This window comes from Tardiphaga alba (assembly GCF_018279705.1).
Classification (GTDB): Bacteria; Pseudomonadota; Alphaproteobacteria; order Rhizobiales; family Xanthobacteraceae; genus Tardiphaga; species Tardiphaga alba.
In genome coordinates, this window is the sequence record NZ_CP036498.1 from 4,549,317 (window position 1) to 4,565,555 (window position 16,239).

The following is a 16,239-nucleotide window of genomic DNA, read 5'->3' on the forward strand; positions in this document are numbered from 1 at the left end:
CTGACCGGCACGCTGGCGCATCGTTCCTCCGAGATTCTTTACTGACTGAGGTGTAGCGAGCCGTCCCTTCACGATCTAATATCGATATCGAAACGATTTATACGGATTTCGTATCAATGGAGCTCCGCCAACTCCGGCAATTCGTGATGCTTGCCGAGACCATGAATTTCCGCCGGGCGGCGGACCGCCTGAACATGGCCCAGCCAGCGCTATCCGTTTCAATCCGCAAGCTCGAAGACGAGCTGCGCGCACCGCTGTTCGAACGATCCACCCGCGACATGCGGCTCACCGCATTCGGCAAGCTGTTCCTCGATCATGCACGGCGGACGCTGTTCGAGGCTGACCAGGCGCTCCGCATCGCACAGTCCGCAGCCATCGGCGAAGCCGGCACGCTGTCGATCGGCTTTGTCGGAACGGCGACTTATGCCGCGCTGCCGCGTCTCATCCCTGCGCACCGCGCCGCATTCCCGCATGTGCAACTTCAGCTCAGGGAATCCACGTCGAGTGAAATTCTCGCGCAGATCGAACAGGGCAGCATGGATCTCGGCATTGTCCGGGCGCCTGTGGCACGGACGACGGAATGCGTTCTGCAAACCATCGAGGAAGATCATCTGGTTCTGGCGTTGCACCGCGACCACCCGCTAGCCGCGCGGGACGACCTTTCGCTTGCGGATTTGCGTGAGGAGCCATTCGTCACCTATTCCGCCGCCATCGTCCCGAGCTTGCACGCCATGCTGTCATTCGCATGCCAGAATGCCGGCTTCGTTCCGAAAGTCTCGCAGGAGGCGGTGCAGGTGCAGACGGTGATCAGCCTCGTCGATAGCGGGCTTGGCGTCGCTCTAGTGCCGTCGGCCGCAACGCGCAACCAGTCATCCAATGTCCGGTTCCGGCAACTTCCGGACCTGCAGACGATGGCGCCGATTTCTCTTGCGATCGCTCACGCGCCGAAATGGGAAACCGCAGCATCGCGCAACTTCCGCGCCCTGGCCGCGACATACCGGTTACCTCGCCCTGGTGACGGATTGTCGATCGCGACAAGAGCCATGCATGGCAACGAGGCGTCGCTCTCGATCTGAGCATCGCCGGAAGATGCTCACACCGCATCACCTCCGCTCGCGGGTCGCATTTTATTCCGCCGAAAATCCGAACGGCACGCTTAACGTTCTGAAATCGTCAGGCAACAGCTCGCGGCCGATCGGCAGCGCCGAACGCGCGGCGCAACGCGGACGATGGCAGACGCGACAGGCAACGCCCACGGGCGTCGGCGCATCCGCGCGCGGGCCGAGATTGTCGCGCGTATAGACCAGCTTTTCCGCATGCTCGGCCGCGCATCCCACCGCAATCGCGCGCTCGACGCGTTCGGCGCCGAATGAGCCGCCGCCGGCCGTCACCGTGCGCGCGATGGAGAAGAAGCGCTGTCCGTCGGGCAGTTCCAGCCACTGCGTCACGGTCTGACGCGGCGTACGGAAGACGCTGTGCACCGACCACAGCGGACACGCGCCGCCATGTTTCGCGAAGGGAAAACCGGCGCCATCGAGCAGTTTTGAAATATTGCCGGCGGGATCGACGCGGATCAGAAAGAACGGCACCTTCTCGGATCCCGGGCGCTGCAATGTGGTGATGCGATGCGCCACCTGCTCGAAACTGACGCCGAACTGACGCGCCAGCGCTTCGAGATCGTAGCGGCGCGTCTCCGCCGCACGCGCAAAGGCGGCATAAGGCATCACGATCGCAGCCGCCGCATAACTGGCGAGCGCACGACGCGCCAGCAGTTCGGCGCTCTTGCTGGTGAACTGACTGTCTTCCAACGCCGCACCGATCTCATTGGCCAATTCGAGATAGGCCAGCTGCTGCGCAAGCTGGAAGTTGAGACTCGCCGTATCGAGCGAGTCTTCCAGCAACAATTGCCGGCGATGCAGATCGAGGCGCCGGACGGAGCCGAGCATAACGTCCGGCGGCATATAGCGCACCTGCAGCTTGTGGCGCGTCTTCAGCCGTTCGATGAAGCCGCTGGTGCCCGACGTCGCCTGTGCAAGACGCTCGGCCGCATCGTCCAGCGCAGCAAAATTGTTACGGCGCGCCGCGAGGAACCGGCGGACTTCCGCGACGGGATCATTGGCATCGTAACCACCACCCTCATCCGAGGCGCCACCAACAGTGGCAGGCCCGCGGCGCTCTGCGAGGGCCAGTTGCTCCTCGCGATACGCCGTATAGAGCCGCAGAAATGCTTCGGCCATGCCGGGATAGCTCACCGCGAGATCGCTGATCTCGAGCGAGGGAATGTCGATGTCGGAGAACATCGGCTCTTTCAGGATCGACTGCAGCCGCGCGGTGGAATCCGCGCCGCCATCACCGGCGAGATCCGCCAGATCGATCGTGTAAGTTCGCGCCAGCCGCAGCAGCATGTCGGCCGTCATCGGCCGCTGGTTGCGCTCCAGCAACGCCACGTAAGGTGCCGAAATCTCGAGATCGGCGGCCATGTCGGCCTGGGTCAGGCCGAGGTCGCGCCGCAACCGCCGCAGACGTGGGCCAATAAAGACAGAACGACCTCCCGATGGCGCCATATCGCTACCTTAGTACCAATTGTTATACCTTACAACCTTACACCTAGTCTTTGTAAAGTATGACAAGTTAGCCGCGTTCCGTCTAGCTCCCAGCGATCCCCGGCTTAGAACGGACGTTAGACACATCGTCGAACACAGAGGGATCGGACCCATGAATTTCCAACCGCGCGATATCGATCAGTTCACCCGCACCGGCTCCTATGCGAGCGAAGTCGAAGCCGCGGCTGCGCTGCTGAAGACCAAGCCGACTTGGAATGGCGTGGGTGCCGAAGCCATTGCCCGCATGCGCCTGCAGAACCGTTTCAAGACCGGCCTCGACATCGCGCGCTTCACCGCCGCGCAGATGCGCGCCGACATGGCCCGCTATGACAATGACGCGACCAAGTACACGCAGTCGCTGGGTTGCTGGCACGGCTTCATCGCGCAGCAGAAGCTGATCTCGGTGAAGAAGCATTTCGGCACCACCGACCGCACCTATCTCTATCTCTCGGGCTGGATGATCGCTGCACTGCGTTCCGAATTCGGCCCGCTGCCGGATCAGTCGATGCATGAGAAGACCTCGGTGCCGGCGCTGATCGAAGAGCTCTACACCTTCCTGCGTCAGGCCGACTCGCGCGAGCTCAGCAACACGTTCCGTGCGCTCGACGCTGCCCGCAAGGCCGGCGACAAGGCCACGGAAGAAGAGCTGATCAATTCGATCGACAACTTCCAGACCCATGTCGTCCCCGTCATCGCCGATATCGATGCCGGCTTCGGCAATGCGGAAGCGACTTATCTGCTCGCCAAGAAGATGATCGAAGCCGGCGCCTGCGCGCTGCAGATCGAGAACCAGGTCTCGGACGAGAAGCAGTGCGGCCATCAGGACGGCAAGGTCACCGTGCCGCATGAGGTCTTCCTGGCGAAGATCCGCGCCTGCCGTCACGCCTTCCTCGAACTCGGCGTCGAAGACGGCGTCGTCGTCACCCGCACCGACTCGCTCGGCGCAGGCCTGACGCAGCAGATCGCTGTCAGCCACAAGCCCGGCGATCTCGGCGACCAGTACAACAGCTTCCTCGACTGCGAGGAAGTCGATGCGTCGAACATCGGCAATGGCGATGTCGTCATCACCCGCAACGGCAAGCTGATGCGTCCAAAGCGCCTGGCGAGCAATCTGTACCAGTTCCGCGAAGGCACCGGCCAGGACCGCGTCGTGCTCGACTGCATCACCTCGCTGCAGAACGGCTCCGACCTGCTGTGGATCGAAACCGAACGTCCGAATGTTGAGCAGATCGCCGTCATGGTCGATCGCATTCGCGAAGTCGTGCCGAATGCCAAGCTGGCCTACAACAACTCGCCGTCCTTCAACTGGACGCTGAACTTCCGCTGGCAGGTGTTCGACGAGATGAAGGCGGCCGGCAAGGATGTCAGCAAGTACAACCGCGCCGAACTGATGAAGGCCGAGTATGACGACACCGAACTGGCGAAGCAGGCCGACGAACTGATCCGCACCTTCCAGGCGGATTCGGCGAAGCGCGCTGGCATCTTCCACCACCTGATCACGCTGCCGACCTATCACACGGCCGCGCTGTCCACCGACACGCTCGCCAAGGCTTATTTCGGCGAGCAGGGCATGCTGGGCTACGTGAAGAATGTTCAGCGCGAAGAAATTCGCCAGAGCATCGCCTGCGTGAAGCATCAGAACATGGCCGGCTCCGACATCGGCGACGACCACAAGGAATACTTCGCCGGTGAAGCGGCCCTCAAGGCCGGCGGCGCGCACAACACGATGAACCAGTTCTAATCAGAACTGGCGTCCTGCAAAAACGACGGCCTGGGGCTCACGCTCCAGGCCGTTGTCGTTTGAATGATGCTTGGCGCAATGCGCCGTCAGTCGATGCCGAGATAGGCCGACATCACCTTCGGGTCCGAGAGCAGCGCCGAAGCCGCGCCTTCATGCACGATCTGCCCGGTCTCGATGACATAGCCGCGATCGGCGATTTCCAGCGCCGCGACGGCGTTCTGCTCCACCAACAGCACCGTGATCCCCGCCGCGCGCAGCGAGACGATGGCGGCGATGATCTGATCGACCAACAGCGGCGACAGGCCGAGCGACGGCTCGTCGAGCAGCAACAGCTTAGGCTTGCCCATCAGCGCGCGGCCGATCGCCAGCATCTGCTGCTGGCCGCCGGACAAGCCGCCCGCAAGCAAATGACGCTTCTCGTTCAGGATCGGGAACATCTCGAAGATGCGGTCGCGATCCTCGTCGATGGCCTTGTCCTTGCGGAGATAGCCGCCGAGCCGGAGATTGTCCTGCACCGACAGCGAGCCGAAAATCTGCCGGCCTTCGGGCGACTGCAGGATGCCGCGCGCGACGCGGCGATGCGGCGGCAGCTTTTCGATGCGCTCACCGAGAAAGGTGACTTCGCCCCGCGCCGGTTGCACGCCGGACAAAGCGCGCAGCAGCGTGGTCTTCCCGGCGCCGTTGGAGCCGACCAGCGCCACGATTTCATTGGCGCGCACCTGCAGCGAGATGCCCTTCAGCACTTCGATGCGGCCATAGGCGCTGCGGAGATTGGAAATCTCAAGCACGGGCAGCCTCCCGCGCACCATGTTTGCCGAGATAGGCCTCCAGCACCGCCGGATCGGCGCGGACCTCGTCCGGCGTTCCCTCGACCAGCGGCCGCCCGCGCTCGAGCACCAGGATGCGGTCGGAAATCTTCATCACCAGCTTCATGTCGTGCTCGACCAGCACCACCGCGACGCCCTTCTTCGCGACCTTGCAGATCAGCGCGTCGATCTCTTCGGTCTCCACCGCGTTGCAGCCCGCCGCGGGTTCATCGAGCAGCAGCACGCGCGGTTCCGCCGCGAGCGCCCGCGCGATTTCGAGCCGCTTGCAGGCGCCATAGGACAGCGAGCCCGCCAGCTTGTCCGCATCCGCGCGCAGGCCGACCTCGTCGAGCAGCGCCAGCGCGGCATCGCGCGTCGTCGTGTTCTGGCGCGACACCGATGGCAGGCGGAACAGGTCGGCGAACAGGTTGCACTTCTCCTGCAGATGCCGGCCGACCATGACATTCTCCGCTGCGGTCATGCGCTGGAAGATCTGCAGGTTCTGGAATGTGCGCGACAGCCCGCGCGCCGCCAGTGCATCCGGTTCAAGACCAGTGACATCTTGGCCGTCCAGTTCGATCCGTCCCTGCCCGGCGATGTAGATGCCGGAGATGACGTTGAACAAGGTCGTCTTGCCGGCACCGTTCGGCCCGATGATGGAGAAGATCTCGCCGGCATTGACGGAGAAGCCGACGCCATCGATGGCCTTGAGGCCACCAAAGGCGATGCCGATATCGCTTGCTTTGAGAACCGTCATGCCCGTCGTCCCATCCACTTCGCCAGCATCGGCACGATGCCGTCGCGCATGAAGATCATCGACACGATGATGATGAAACCGAGCAGCAGATGCTCGTATTCCTGGAAGATCGTCAGTGCCTGCGGCAGCATGATGAGCACGGCCGCACCGACGATGCTGCCGATCACCGAGCCGAGCCCGCCGAGCACGACCATGGTGACCATTTCGACGGAATGCAGGAAGCCCGCCTGGTCCGGATTGACGAACCCGTTCATCAGCGCCAGCGCGGAGCCAGCCAGCGAGGCATAGACGGCCGCGATGACGAAGGCCTGCAGCTTGAAGCGATTGACGTTCACGCCGGCGACCCGCGCCGCGATCTCGCTGTCATGCAAGGCGCGAAACGCGCGGCCGGTGGGCGTGTCGTCGAGATTGAGCGCCAGCCACGTGCCCACCAGCAGCATGCCCGCCGTGATCCAGTACCAGGTGTCGGAGCCGCTCGCGCGCCAGCCGAAGATCACGAGCTTTGCCACCGGCATGCCATCCGGCCCGCCGGTCCAGCGACTTTCGGTGGTGATCGCAAGCGCAACCAGCACGCCGAGGCCGAGCGTGGCGATGGCGAGATAGTGCCCTTTCAGCCGCAGGATCGGACGCCCCACGAGATAGGCCAGCACCGCCGACAGCACGGCGCCAATCAGCAACGATGCGAAGGACGGAACGCCGAAATGCGTGGGACCGATCGCCACTGCATAGGCGCCGATTCCGAAGAAGCCGGCATGGCCGAGACTGACCTGCCCGGCCTTGCCCATCAGGATGTTGAGGCCGATCGCCGCCAGCGCCGAGACCCAGACCAGCGCAGCGACGCGATAATAATAGCTCGACGGGAAGACCAGCGGCAGCAGCGCAATGACCACCGCGAGGACGACGAGACTGACATAGCGATGCCGGAACCATTCACGCATCGTCACACCCTCTCGACGGCGCGGCGGCCGAACAGGCCCTGCGGGGCCACGAACAGGACCGCGAGGATGACGATGAAGGCGAAGGCGTCCTTATAGGTGGAGCTGACATAGCCGGCACCGAAAGCTTCCAGCAGGCCGAGCAGCAGGCCGCCGGCCAGTGCGCCGAGCGGATTGCCCATGCCACCCAGCATCGCAGCCGCAAAGCCCTTGAGGGCCAGCAGCGTGCCGACATCGTAGCTGGTGAGCGTGATCGGCGTGATCAGCACACCGGCAATGCCGCCGATGGCTGCCGAGCCGCCAAAGGCGAGTGCCATGATGGTCGCCGTGTTGATGCCGACAAGTTTTGCCGCCAGCTTGTTTGCCGAGGTCGCCAGCACGGCCTTGCCGACCAGCGTGCGTTCGAGAAACACATAAAGCAACAGCACGACCACGGCCGCGCCGCCGATGACCCAGAAGCTCTGTGGCTGCACCGCCGCGCCCATCATCTGCACCGGCGTGTCGCCGGAAAATGACGGCAGCTTGTGGAACTGCTTGTCGAACACCACCTGCGCGACGCCACGCAGAAAGATCGATGCGCCGATGGTGATGATGATCAGCGACACGGCCGACGCCCCCCGCGCCGGCGCGATGGCCAGCCAGTACAGACCGATGCCGACGACAACAGCGACGGCAATGGCGAGCAGCGCCGCCAGCGGCAACGGCACGCCCGCGGCATGGGCGAACACCGTCACCATGCCGCCGAGCATGACGAATTCGCCTTGCGCGAAATTCACGACGTCGGATGCGTTGTAGATCAGCGTGAAGCCAAGCGCGACCAGCGCATAGACCGCGCCGACCGTCAGCCCGGAGACCAGAAATTGGAAAAACTCGGCCATGCCTGAGAACGGCTTTCCTTGCCACTGCAATCATGCGGGGAGAAAACGCCCCTGCGCACTGTCACGCGCGCAGGGAGCGCGGGACGTCTCAGGTGCCAGGCGGCAGCAACGTCCAGTCGCCGCCCTTCACTTCCAGCATACGGAAGGCGCTGAGATCGAGGCCGAGGTGATCGGTCGGCGACATGGTGACGATGCCGCCGGTGCCGACAAAGCCCTTGGTCTTCTCAATCTCGTCGCGCACCTTCTTGGCATCGGTGGAGTTGGCGCGCTTCATCGCCTCGACCATGATGAAGAGGCCATCATAGGCATGGCCGCCGAAGGTCGAGACCGGCTGCTTCGCGGTCGCCTCGAAGGTCGACTTGTAGTCGACGACGACCTTCTTCTGCGGATCGTTGTCGGGCAGCTTGTCGCCGACCAGCAGCGCCGCCGCCGGGAGGCGAACGCCTTCAGCCGCCGGGCCCGCCAGTTCGATGAAGCTCTTGGATGCAACGCCGTGGCTCTGATAGAGCGGCGTCGACGACATGCCGAGCTGCGCATAGTTGCGCGTCACGATCGCCGGACCCTGGCCGAAGCCCGGATTGACCACGGCCTGGATGCCGGGCGCCGCCTTGATCTTGGTGAGCTGCGCCGTCATGTCGCTGTCGCGCGGGCCATAGGTTTCTTCCGCGACGATCTGCACGCCATAGGTCGGCGCCACCTTCACGCATTGCGCGCGCATCGATGCGCCGAAGCCGTCGGTGCCGGAGATCATGGCGATCTTGGTGAAACTGCGCTGCTTGAGATTCTCGAAGATCTTCTCGCAGGCCATCTTGTCGGTATGCGGTGTCTTGAACACGAATTTACGCACGGGCTCGACGACCTCGATGGCGCCGGCCAGCGAGATGAACGGCACCTGCGCTTCCTCGAACACCGGGATCATCGCCATCGTGGTGCCGGTGGTGGAGCCGCCCACCATGGCGACGACCTTGTCGTCTTCCACGAGACGCGTGGCGAAGGTGCGCGCCTTGTTGGCATCGCCGCCGTCATCATAGATCACGAGTTCGATCTTCTTGCCTGCAACGCCGCCCGCGGCATTGATCTTGTCCACATACATGCGCAGCGTCTTGTCTTCGGGCTCGCCGAGGAACGACGCGGGACCCGTGACCGACAGCACCGAGCCGATCTTCACCGTCTGCTGCGCCGACGCGGTGCCGGTGAATGACATGATGGATGCGGGCAGCGCGACCGCTGCGGCCATGAACAGATTCTTGAACTGCGATTGTCTCGACATCTCGCTCTCCTCCCTATGAAGGCCGCTCGTTTTCGAGCTTGCCCGGCATTCGCGGTGCATCTGACGGCCATGCGGCGCGCGATGTCCTCCGAACGTAGGACGAACCATAATGGTTGACCGACCGGTTGGTCAATAGTAGCATAAGCGTCAGAACGGCGCAGAGCCGCATTTCGACCCATGGGAGGAAGCGATGGAGCCCGAGCTCGTCGTGACGGATATCCGGGACGGCTACCGCGTCCTGATGCTCAACAGGCCGGACCGGCTGAACTCGTTTACGGCCGCGATGCACAAGGCGCTGATGGCCGCCCTGATCGCCGCCGAAGCCGACACATCCTGCCGCGCCATCATCCTCACCGGCGCTGGCCGCGGCTTCTGCGCCGGCCAGGATTTGTCCGATGGCGTTTACACGCCCGGCGAAACGCCCGATCTCTCGGCGACCATCGAGACTTACTACAATCCGCTGATCCGCAAGCTGCGCAGCCTGCCGATGCCGGTGATCTCGGCGGTGAACGGCGTCGCTGCCGGCGCCGGTGCGAATGTCGCCTTCGCCGGCGACATCGTGATCGCGGGGCGATCCGCCAAATTCGTCCAGTCCTTTGCAAAACTCGGCCTCGTGCCCGATGCCGGCGGCACATGGATTTTGCCGCGCCTGATCGGCGTCGCACGGGCGCGGGCTATCGCGCTGCTTGCCGAGCCCGTCGCGGCCGAACAGGCCGAAGCCTGGGGCATGATCTGGAAGGCCATCGACGATGCCGAACTGATGACCGAGGCGCATCGCCTCGCCGCGCATTTCGCGACCCAGCCCACCGCCGGTCTCGCGCTGATGAAGCGCGCCTTCGACCTGTCGGAAACCAACAGCCTCGACCAGCAGCTCGATCTCGAACGCGACCTGCAGGGCGACGCCGGTCGCCTGCCCGATTATTCCGAAGGCGTCACCGCCTTCATGGAAAAGCGCGCACCGCGCTTTGTCGGGAGGCAGTGATGGAGCAAGACAACGACATGTCTACGCAGGACATCGCGCAGGCTTGCGCCGACACGATGTGGCAGGACGACCGCGCCAGCAAGGCGCTCGGCATGTCCATCGTCCGCATCGCGCCGGGCGAAGCGGTGCTGTCCATGCCTGTTCGCGAGGACATGACCAACGGCCACGACATCTGCCACGGCGGCTTCATGTTCACGCTGGCGGATTCGGCCTTTGCCTTTGCCTGCAACACCTACAACCAGCGTACCGTCGCGCAGCAATGCGCGGTGACGTTCCTGCGCCCGGTGCCGGCCGGCGAGACGCTGACCGCGCATGCCATCGAGCGCTCGAAGGCCGGGCGCGGCGGCATCTACGATGTCACGGTGCGCGACAGCAAGAATGTGGTGGTCGCCGAATTCCGCGGCCATTCGCGCACCATTTCCGGCGAGCTGCTCGGTAGCACGCCGGCACAACACTCATAAGCAAAAGACGTCCGGGAGAGCCCCATGTTGCAGATGCCATTGCGCAAGCTGGACCAACTCACGCCGCAGCCCACCGAACTCGACCGCTTCGAGGTGGCATCCACCGCCGAACTGCGCGCGTGGCAGTTCGAACAGCTGAAATGGTCGCTGCGCCACGCCTATGAGAACGTGCCGCACTACCGCGCCAAATTCGATGCCGCCGGCATCCGCCCGGACGACCTCAAGAGTCTCGACGATCTCGCGCGTTTTCCCTTCACCACCAAGGCGGATCTGCGCGACAACTATCCGTTCGGCATGTTCGCCGTGTCGGAGAAGGACGTCGCCCGCATTCACGCCTCGTCGGGCACCACCGGCAAGCCCACCGTGGTCGGCTACACCAGGCGCGATCTCGACACCTGGAGCGACGTTGTCGCGCGCTCGATCCGCGCGGCCGGCGGCCGTGCCGGCATGAAGCTGCACAATGCCTATGGCTATGGCCTGTTCACCGGCGGCCTCGGCGCCCATGCCGGCGCGGAACGGCTCGGCTGTACGGTGATCCCCGTCTCCGGCGGCATGACCGAGCGGCAGGTGCAGCTCATCAACGACTTCAAGCCCGACATCATCATGGTGACGCCCTCCTACATGCTGGCGATCCTCGATGAATTCAGGAAGCAGGGCCTCGACCCGCGCAAATCGTCGCTGCGCGTCGGCATCTTCGGCGCCGAGCCGTGGACAAATGCGATGCGCGAGGAGATCGAGGAAGCTTTCGACATCCACGCGGTCGACATCTACGGCCTGTCGGAAGTGATCGGCCCCGGCGTCGCCAGCGAATGCGTCGAGACCAAGGACGGCCTGCATATCTGGGAGGATCACTTCTATCCGGAAGTGATCGATCCCTTCACCGGCAAGGTGCTGCCTGATGGCGAGGAAGGCGAACTCGTCTTCACCTCGCTCACCAAGGAAGCGATGCCGATCATCCGCTACCGCACGCGCGACCTGACACGCCTGCTCCCCGGCACCGCGCGAAACATGCGGCGGATGGAGAAGGTCACCGGCCGCAGCGACGACATGATCATCCTGCGCGGCGTCAATGTATTTCCAACACAGATTGAAGAGAAGCTCCTGATCATCCCGGAGCTGTCCATGCATTACCAGATCGTGTTGACGCGGTCGGGCCGCATGGACGAAATGGAGGTTCACGTCGAGGCGCGTCCCGAATTCTCCGATCCCGATGCGCGAAAAGCCGCAGCCCATCGCCTGGAATCGGCCATCAAGGACACCATCGGCATCTCCTCCCGCGTCGTCATCCGCGACGCCGACAGCATCGAACGATCGGCCGGCAAGGCCCGGCGCATCCTCGATCGCCGGCCGCAGGGCTAGATTTCAAAGGACTCCGATTCAGCATGGCACGACCCCGCGCCAATAATTACGACGACAAGCGCCGCGCGATCCTCGATCGCTCGGCCGCGCTCTTCTCCGAATACGGCCACGACCGCGCCTCCATGAACAGGATCGCGGAAGCCTGCGGCGTGTCGAAGGCCAATCTGTATCACTACTACAAGGACAAGGATCAACTGCTGTTCGACGTGATCCGCGTCCATCTCGAAGACCTCAACCAGGTCGTCGAGGCCGCCGATCAGCCCGACCTAGCGCCGCAGGCGCGGGTGCGCGAACTGGTCGGCGCGCTGCTCGAGGCCTATCGCGACGCCGACGCCCAGCACAGTGTACAGATCAGCAGCATGCGCTTCCTCTCCGACGAGCAGCAGACCGCGCTGAAGAACATGGAGCGCGACCTCGTGCGCGTGTTCTCGTCCGCCGTGCTCGGCATCGCGCCGCAGCTCAAGGACACCACCATGCTGAAGCCGGTGACCATGTCGCTGTTCGGCATGGTGAACTGGCACTATCTCTGGTTCCGCAACAACGGCCCGTTCAGCCGCGCCGATTATGCCGATCTCGTCACCAAGCTCATCGTCGACGGCACGCGCGATCTCCTCGCCGTGCCCGCCCCCGTGCCGAAACGCGCCGCTGCGCGGCGCAAGTAGCGGAGCATCTCGCCTGACTTCCAACTCCTCCAGCAAGAGAGCAGTCCCATGAAACTCCAGAGCTACTTTCAAGGACAATGGGCGGCCCCGTCGGCGAACCTGATCGAGATCGCCAGCGCCGTCACCGGCGAGGTGGTCGCGCAGGCATCGAGCGGCGGGCTGGATATGAAGCAGGCGCTGGACTATGCGCGCGCGAAAGGCGGTCCCGCGTTGCGCCGCCTGACCTTCCATCAGCGCGCGGATCTTCTGAAGAAGCTCGGCCAGGCGATCACCGAGCGCAAGGACGAGTTGTATAAACTCTCCTTCATGACCGGCGCGACGCGCGTCGACAACATGATCGACGTGGATGGCGGCATCGGCACGCTGTTCGCCTATGCCGGCAAGGGCCGCCGCGAACTCCCGAACACGACGTTCCTGCTCGACGGCGTCGTCGAGCCGCTGTCGAAAGGCGGCACCTTTGCCGGCCGGCACATCGCAGCACCACTGCATGGCGCCGCCGTGCATATCAACGCGTTCAACTTCCCCTGCTGGGGCATGCTGGAGAAACTGGCGCCTGCGCTGCTGGCCGGCGTCCCCGTCATCACCAAGCCGGCCACCGTCACCGCCTATGTCGCGCATGCCCTCGCACGCATGATCGCGGACTCCGGCATCCTGCCCGCCGGTGCATTCCAGTTCGTGGTCGGCTCCACCGGCGACCTGTTCGACCACCTCACCTGCCAGGACGTCGTGTCCTTCACCGGCTCTGCAGAGACGTCGCAGACCCTGCAGCGCCATCCCGTGATCGCACGCGAGGCCGTGCGCTTCATTGCGGAGCGCGACTCGCTCAATGCCGCGATCCTCGCCCCCGACGCCGCGCCGGGCACGCCGGAATTCGACCTGTTCGTGAAGGAAGTCGTCAAGGAGATGACCGTCAAGGCCGGGCAGAAATGCACGGCGATCCGCCGCGCCATGGTCCCGTCAGGTCATGTCGATGCCGTCATCACTGCCTTGCGCGAAAAGCTCGGCAAGATCACCATCGGCAATCCCGAACTTGAAAACGTACGCATGGGTGCGCTGGTCGGCCTCGCGCAGCGCCGCGATGTGCTGGCGCATTTGGCCAAGCTGCGCGGCGAGGCTGAACTCGTCTCCGGCGACCCCGACAATTTTAATGTCGAGGGCGCAGACGCCAAGCGCGGCGCCTTCGTGCCGCCGTTGCTGCTGCATTGCGCCGATGCGCGCCGCGCCGCCAGCGTGCATGAGATCGAGGCCTTCGGCCCGGTTTGCACGGTGATGGGCTATGACGGACTGGACGACGCCATCGCGCTTGCCAATCGCGGCGGCGGCAGCCTCGTCACCTCGCTCTATACGCATGATATCAAGACCGCTGCCGATCTCACCTTCGGCATCGGCACGTTCCATGGCCGCCTCGTGGTTATCGACCGCGATTGCGGCAAGGAACAGACCGGCCACGGCTCGCCGATGCCGCAGATGGTGCATGGCGGCCCCGGCCGCGCCGGCGGCGGCGAGGAACTCGGCGGCATCCGCAGCCTGCAGCACTATATGCAGCGCACGGCCCTGCAGGGCTCGCCCACCATGCTGGCCGGCATCACCGGCAGCTGGACCAAGGGCGCGCCTGTGGTCGAGGAGAAGCATCCGTTCCGCTATCATTTCGACGATCTCGCCATCGGCCAGAATTTTACGTCGAAGGAGCGCACCATCACGCTCGAAGACATCGAGCACTTCGCCCATTTCACCGGCGACACTTTCTATGCCCATATGGACGAGGAGGCGACCAAGGGGCATCCGTTCTTCCCCGGCCGCGTCGCCCATGGCTATCTGCTACTGTCCTTCGCCGCCGGCCTGTTCGTCGATCCCGATCCCGGCCCGGTGCTCGCGAATTATGGCCTGGACTCGCTGCGCTTCGTCAAACCGGTGCAGCCCGGCGAAGCCATCAAGGTGCGCCTCACCGCCAAGGAGAAGTCGCCGCGCAACAGGCAATATGGTGAAGTACGCTGGGACGTGGAGATCACCACCGCCGCGGGCGACACCGCTGCGACTTATGAACTGCTCACCATGAACGCCATGCGTGCCTGATCAGACGTATCAACACAGGAGAGAACCGATGATCCTCGTTACCGTCATGTATCCCGTCGCCGGCAGCACGAAATTCGATCTCGATTACTACCAGAAGACGCATATCCCGCTGGTGAAGGAGCGCTGGGGCGCCCATGGCCTCAAGCAGGCGCAGATCGTCAAGGGCCTCGGCAAGGCCGATGGGTCAGGCGCCGAATATCAGGTGATGGCGCTGCTCACCTTCGGCTCGCTCGATGATTTCAAGGCCGCCGGCAAGGCCCACGGCCGCGAGATCTTTGCCGACATCCCGAACTTCACCGACAGCCAGGCGCTGGTGCAGATCAACGAGGTTTTTGGCTAACGATCGATACGCGCTGAACTTCATTGCGAAGCGCGTTCACCTCTCCCTGGTGGGGAGAGGTGTTCTTCGCCCCACTGACCTATACGTTTTTGAGTCCCTCTCAGCGGAGATGCATGCATGGCTGTTTCCATCGATCCATCCACCGCTGACAGCGACCGCGCGCTGGTGCGCGACTTTTCGCTGCAGGCTTTGCCAGACGCCTTCTATGACGATCCCTACCCGACCTATCGCGCGCTGCAGGTGCTCGATCCGGTCCACCGCATGCCTGATGGCTCGCTGTTCCTGACGCGACATGGCGACCTCGAAGCGATCTACAAGGACACCGCGCGTTTCTCCTCCGACAAGAAGGTCGAGTTCGCGCCGAAATACGGCATTGGCTCGCTGCTGTTCGAGCATCACACGACAAGCCTCGTGTTCAACGATCCACCGCTCCACACCCGCGTCCGCCATCTCATCGCCGGCGCGCTCAATCCGCGCGCGATTGCCGAGACCGAGCCGCGCCTGGTCACGCTCGTCGATGGCTTGCTCGACGCCATGGAAGCCCGTGGCTCCGTCGACCTGATCGAGGACTTTGCCTCCGCCATTCCCATCGAGGTCATCGGCAACCTGCTCGGCGTGCCGCATGCCGAACGCGGCCCGCTGCGCGGCTGGTCGCTCGCCATTCTCGGCGCGCTGGAGCCAAAACTGTCGCCGGAGGTGCAGGAACGCGGCGAGCGCGCCGTCGCCGAATTCCTCGACTATTTGCGCCGCCTCGTCGCCGATCGCCGCGCCAAGCCCGGCGATGCCGAGCACGACGTGCTGACGCGGCTGATCGCCGGCGAGACCGCCGATGGCGGGAAGCTCAGCGAGGTCGAACTGCTGCAGAACTGCATCTTCATCCTCAATGCCGGCCACGAGACCACCACCAATCTGATCGGCAACGGCCTCGAACTCTTGCTGCGCTTTCCCGACCAGAAGCAGCGCCTGATCGACGAGCCCACACTGATCCGCACCGCCATCGAGGAGTTTCTGCGTTTCGAGAGTTCGAACCAGCTCGGCAATCGCGGCGTTGCCGTCGATACAGAGATCGCTGGAATCCCCCTGCCCAAGGGCTCGCTGATCACGCTGTGCATCGGCGCCGCCAACCGCGATCCCGCGCAGTTCAAATCGCCCGATGAGCTCGATATCGCCCGCGCGCCGAACCGGCATCTCGCCTTTGCCTCGGGTGCGCACGTCTGCGCCGGGCTCAATCTCGCGCGCATGGAAGGCCGCATCGCCATCGGCCGCTTCATCGCACGCTTTCCGAATTTCAAATCGGCGGGCAACCCGCAGCGCGCTCGCCGCGCCCGGTTTCGCGGCTTCACCGCTTTGCCCATTACGCTCGGGTAATTCT

Annotated in this window: 15 protein-coding genes; 9 read left to right on the forward strand and 6 right to left on the reverse strand. The window is 63.9% G+C overall.

Annotation, left to right across the window (positions count from 1 at the left end; genetic code table 11):
* Positions 1 to 116 precede the first annotated feature (116 nt).
* Positions 117 to 1,076, forward strand: a complete 960-nt coding sequence (locus tag RPMA_RS21710) for a LysR family transcriptional regulator (RefSeq protein ID WP_211909723.1) — start codon at positions 117 to 119, stop codon at positions 1,074 to 1,076.
* Positions 1,077 to 1,127: 51 nt separating this feature from the next.
* On the opposite strand, the gene RPMA_RS21715 is transcribed toward RPMA_RS21710, so the two are convergent.
* Positions 1,128 to 2,564, reverse strand: a complete 1,437-nt coding sequence (locus tag RPMA_RS21715) for a helix-turn-helix domain-containing protein (protein WP_211909724.1) — start codon at positions 2,562 to 2,564, stop codon at positions 1,128 to 1,130.
* A 151-nt stretch (positions 2,565 to 2,715) separates the two neighbouring features.
* Between RPMA_RS21715 and RPMA_RS21720 the strand changes: the two genes are divergently transcribed.
* Complete coding sequence (locus RPMA_RS21720; protein ID WP_211909725.1) at positions 2,716 to 4,344, forward strand: isocitrate lyase; 1,629 nt, start codon at positions 2,716 to 2,718, stop codon at positions 4,342 to 4,344.
* An 86-nt stretch (positions 4,345 to 4,430) separates the two neighbouring features.
* Here the strand turns inward: RPMA_RS21720 and RPMA_RS21725 are convergent, their stop codons facing one another.
* The 5 genes from RPMA_RS21725 to RPMA_RS21745 form a co-directional block, all read right to left on the reverse strand.
* Positions 4,431 to 5,132, reverse strand: a complete 702-nt coding sequence (locus RPMA_RS21725) for an ABC transporter ATP-binding protein (RefSeq protein ID WP_211909726.1) — start codon at positions 5,130 to 5,132, stop codon at positions 4,431 to 4,433.
* Entirely contained in the window at positions 5,125 to 5,907 is a 783-nt protein-coding gene (locus RPMA_RS21730) for an ABC transporter ATP-binding protein (RefSeq protein ID WP_211909727.1), read from the reverse strand. The genes RPMA_RS21725 and RPMA_RS21730 overlap by 8 nt, the downstream gene beginning before the upstream one ends.
* A complete protein-coding gene (locus RPMA_RS21735; RefSeq protein WP_211909728.1) occupies positions 5,904 to 6,845 on the reverse strand; it encodes a branched-chain amino acid ABC transporter permease in 942 nt (313 codons plus the stop codon). Before RPMA_RS21735 ends, RPMA_RS21730 begins: the two co-directional genes overlap by 4 nt.
* A 2-nt stretch (positions 6,846 to 6,847) precedes the next feature.
* Positions 6,848 to 7,720 carry a branched-chain amino acid ABC transporter permease gene (locus RPMA_RS21740; RefSeq protein WP_211909729.1) on the reverse strand — a complete coding sequence of 291 codons (873 nt, stop codon included), beginning with the start codon at positions 7,718 to 7,720 and terminating at the stop codon, positions 6,848 to 6,850.
* Positions 7,721 to 7,808: 88 nt separating this feature from the next.
* On the reverse strand, positions 7,809 to 8,990 hold the full coding sequence (locus RPMA_RS21745; protein ID WP_211909730.1) for an ABC transporter substrate-binding protein: 1,182 nt from the start codon (positions 8,988 to 8,990) through the stop codon (positions 7,809 to 7,811).
* A gap of 190 nt (positions 8,991 to 9,180) precedes the next feature.
* On the opposite strand from RPMA_RS21745, the gene paaG reads away from it, so the two are divergent.
* The 7 genes from paaG (at position 9,181) to RPMA_RS21780 (ending at position 16,235) form a co-directional block, all read left to right on the forward strand.
* Positions 9,181 to 9,972 carry a 2-(1,2-epoxy-1,2-dihydrophenyl)acetyl-CoA isomerase PaaG gene (gene paaG, locus RPMA_RS21750; protein WP_211909731.1) on the forward strand — a complete coding sequence of 264 codons (792 nt, stop codon included), beginning with the start codon at positions 9,181 to 9,183 and terminating at the stop codon, positions 9,970 to 9,972.
* A complete protein-coding gene (gene paaI / locus RPMA_RS21755) occupies positions 9,972 to 10,433 on the forward strand; it encodes a hydroxyphenylacetyl-CoA thioesterase PaaI (RefSeq protein WP_211909732.1) in 462 nt (153 codons plus the stop codon). The genes paaG and paaI overlap by 1 nt, the downstream gene beginning before the upstream one ends.
* A 24-nt stretch (positions 10,434 to 10,457) precedes the next feature.
* Positions 10,458 to 11,792 (forward strand): phenylacetate--CoA ligase PaaK, encoded by a 1,335-nt coding sequence (gene paaK / locus RPMA_RS21760; RefSeq protein WP_211909733.1) that lies wholly within the window; start codon positions 10,458 to 10,460, stop codon positions 11,790 to 11,792.
* A gap of 23 nt (positions 11,793 to 11,815) precedes the next feature.
* Positions 11,816 to 12,454 carry a TetR/AcrR family transcriptional regulator gene (locus RPMA_RS21765; protein ID WP_211909734.1) on the forward strand — a complete coding sequence of 213 codons (639 nt, stop codon included), beginning with the start codon at positions 11,816 to 11,818 and terminating at the stop codon, positions 12,452 to 12,454.
* 48 nt (positions 12,455 to 12,502) lie between these two features.
* Positions 12,503 to 14,527: a phenylacetic acid degradation bifunctional protein PaaZ gene (gene paaZ, locus RPMA_RS21770; RefSeq protein ID WP_211909735.1), complete on the forward strand. Its 2,025-nt coding sequence runs from the start codon at positions 12,503 to 12,505 to the stop codon at positions 14,525 to 14,527.
* Positions 14,528 to 14,555: 28 nt separating this feature from the next.
* The gene (locus tag RPMA_RS21775) at positions 14,556 to 14,867 is read left to right on the forward strand and encodes an EthD family reductase (RefSeq protein WP_211909736.1); all 312 of its coding nucleotides are present in this window, start codon (positions 14,556 to 14,558) and stop codon (positions 14,865 to 14,867) included.
* A 117-nt stretch (positions 14,868 to 14,984) separates the two neighbouring features.
* A complete protein-coding gene (locus RPMA_RS21780) occupies positions 14,985 to 16,235 on the forward strand; it encodes a cytochrome P450 (protein ID WP_211909737.1) in 1,251 nt (416 codons plus the stop codon).
* Positions 16,236 to 16,239 lie beyond the last annotated feature (4 nt).

Excerpts from the sequence above, each read along its gene's own strand:
- RPMA_RS21735 (WP_211909728.1), bottom strand. The coding sequence starts at position 6,845 with ATGCGTGAATGGTTCCGGCATCGCTATGTCAGTCTCGTCGTCCTCGCG.
- RPMA_RS21715 (WP_211909724.1), bottom strand. The coding sequence starts at position 2,564 with ATGGCGCCATCGGGAGGTCGTTCTGTCTTTATTGGCCCACGTCTGCGG.
- paaG (WP_211909731.1), top strand. The coding sequence starts at position 9,181 with ATGGAGCCCGAGCTCGTCGTGACGGATATCCGGGACGGCTACCGCGTC.
- RPMA_RS21710 (WP_211909723.1), top strand. The coding sequence starts at position 117 with ATGGAGCTCCGCCAACTCCGGCAATTCGTGATGCTTGCCGAGACCATG.
- paaK (WP_211909733.1), top strand. The coding sequence starts at position 10,458 with ATGTTGCAGATGCCATTGCGCAAGCTGGACCAACTCACGCCGCAGCCC.
- RPMA_RS21780 (WP_211909737.1), top strand. The coding sequence starts at position 14,985 with ATGGCTGTTTCCATCGATCCATCCACCGCTGACAGCGACCGCGCGCTG.
- paaZ (WP_211909735.1), top strand. The coding sequence starts at position 12,503 with ATGAAACTCCAGAGCTACTTTCAAGGACAATGGGCGGCCCCGTCGGCG.
- RPMA_RS21765 (WP_211909734.1), top strand. The coding sequence starts at position 11,816 with ATGGCACGACCCCGCGCCAATAATTACGACGACAAGCGCCGCGCGATC.
- RPMA_RS21730 (WP_211909727.1), bottom strand. The coding sequence starts at position 5,907 with ATGACGGTTCTCAAAGCAAGCGATATCGGCATCGCCTTTGGTGGCCTC.
- RPMA_RS21745 (WP_211909730.1), bottom strand. The coding sequence starts at position 8,990 with ATGTCGAGACAATCGCAGTTCAAGAATCTGTTCATGGCCGCAGCGGTC.
- RPMA_RS21720 (WP_211909725.1), top strand. The coding sequence starts at position 2,716 with ATGAATTTCCAACCGCGCGATATCGATCAGTTCACCCGCACCGGCTCC.
- RPMA_RS21740 (WP_211909729.1), bottom strand. The coding sequence starts at position 7,720 with ATGGCCGAGTTTTTCCAATTTCTGGTCTCCGGGCTGACGGTCGGCGCG.
- RPMA_RS21775 (WP_211909736.1), top strand. The coding sequence starts at position 14,556 with ATGATCCTCGTTACCGTCATGTATCCCGTCGCCGGCAGCACGAAATTC.
- paaI (WP_211909732.1), top strand. The coding sequence starts at position 9,972 with ATGGAGCAAGACAACGACATGTCTACGCAGGACATCGCGCAGGCTTGC.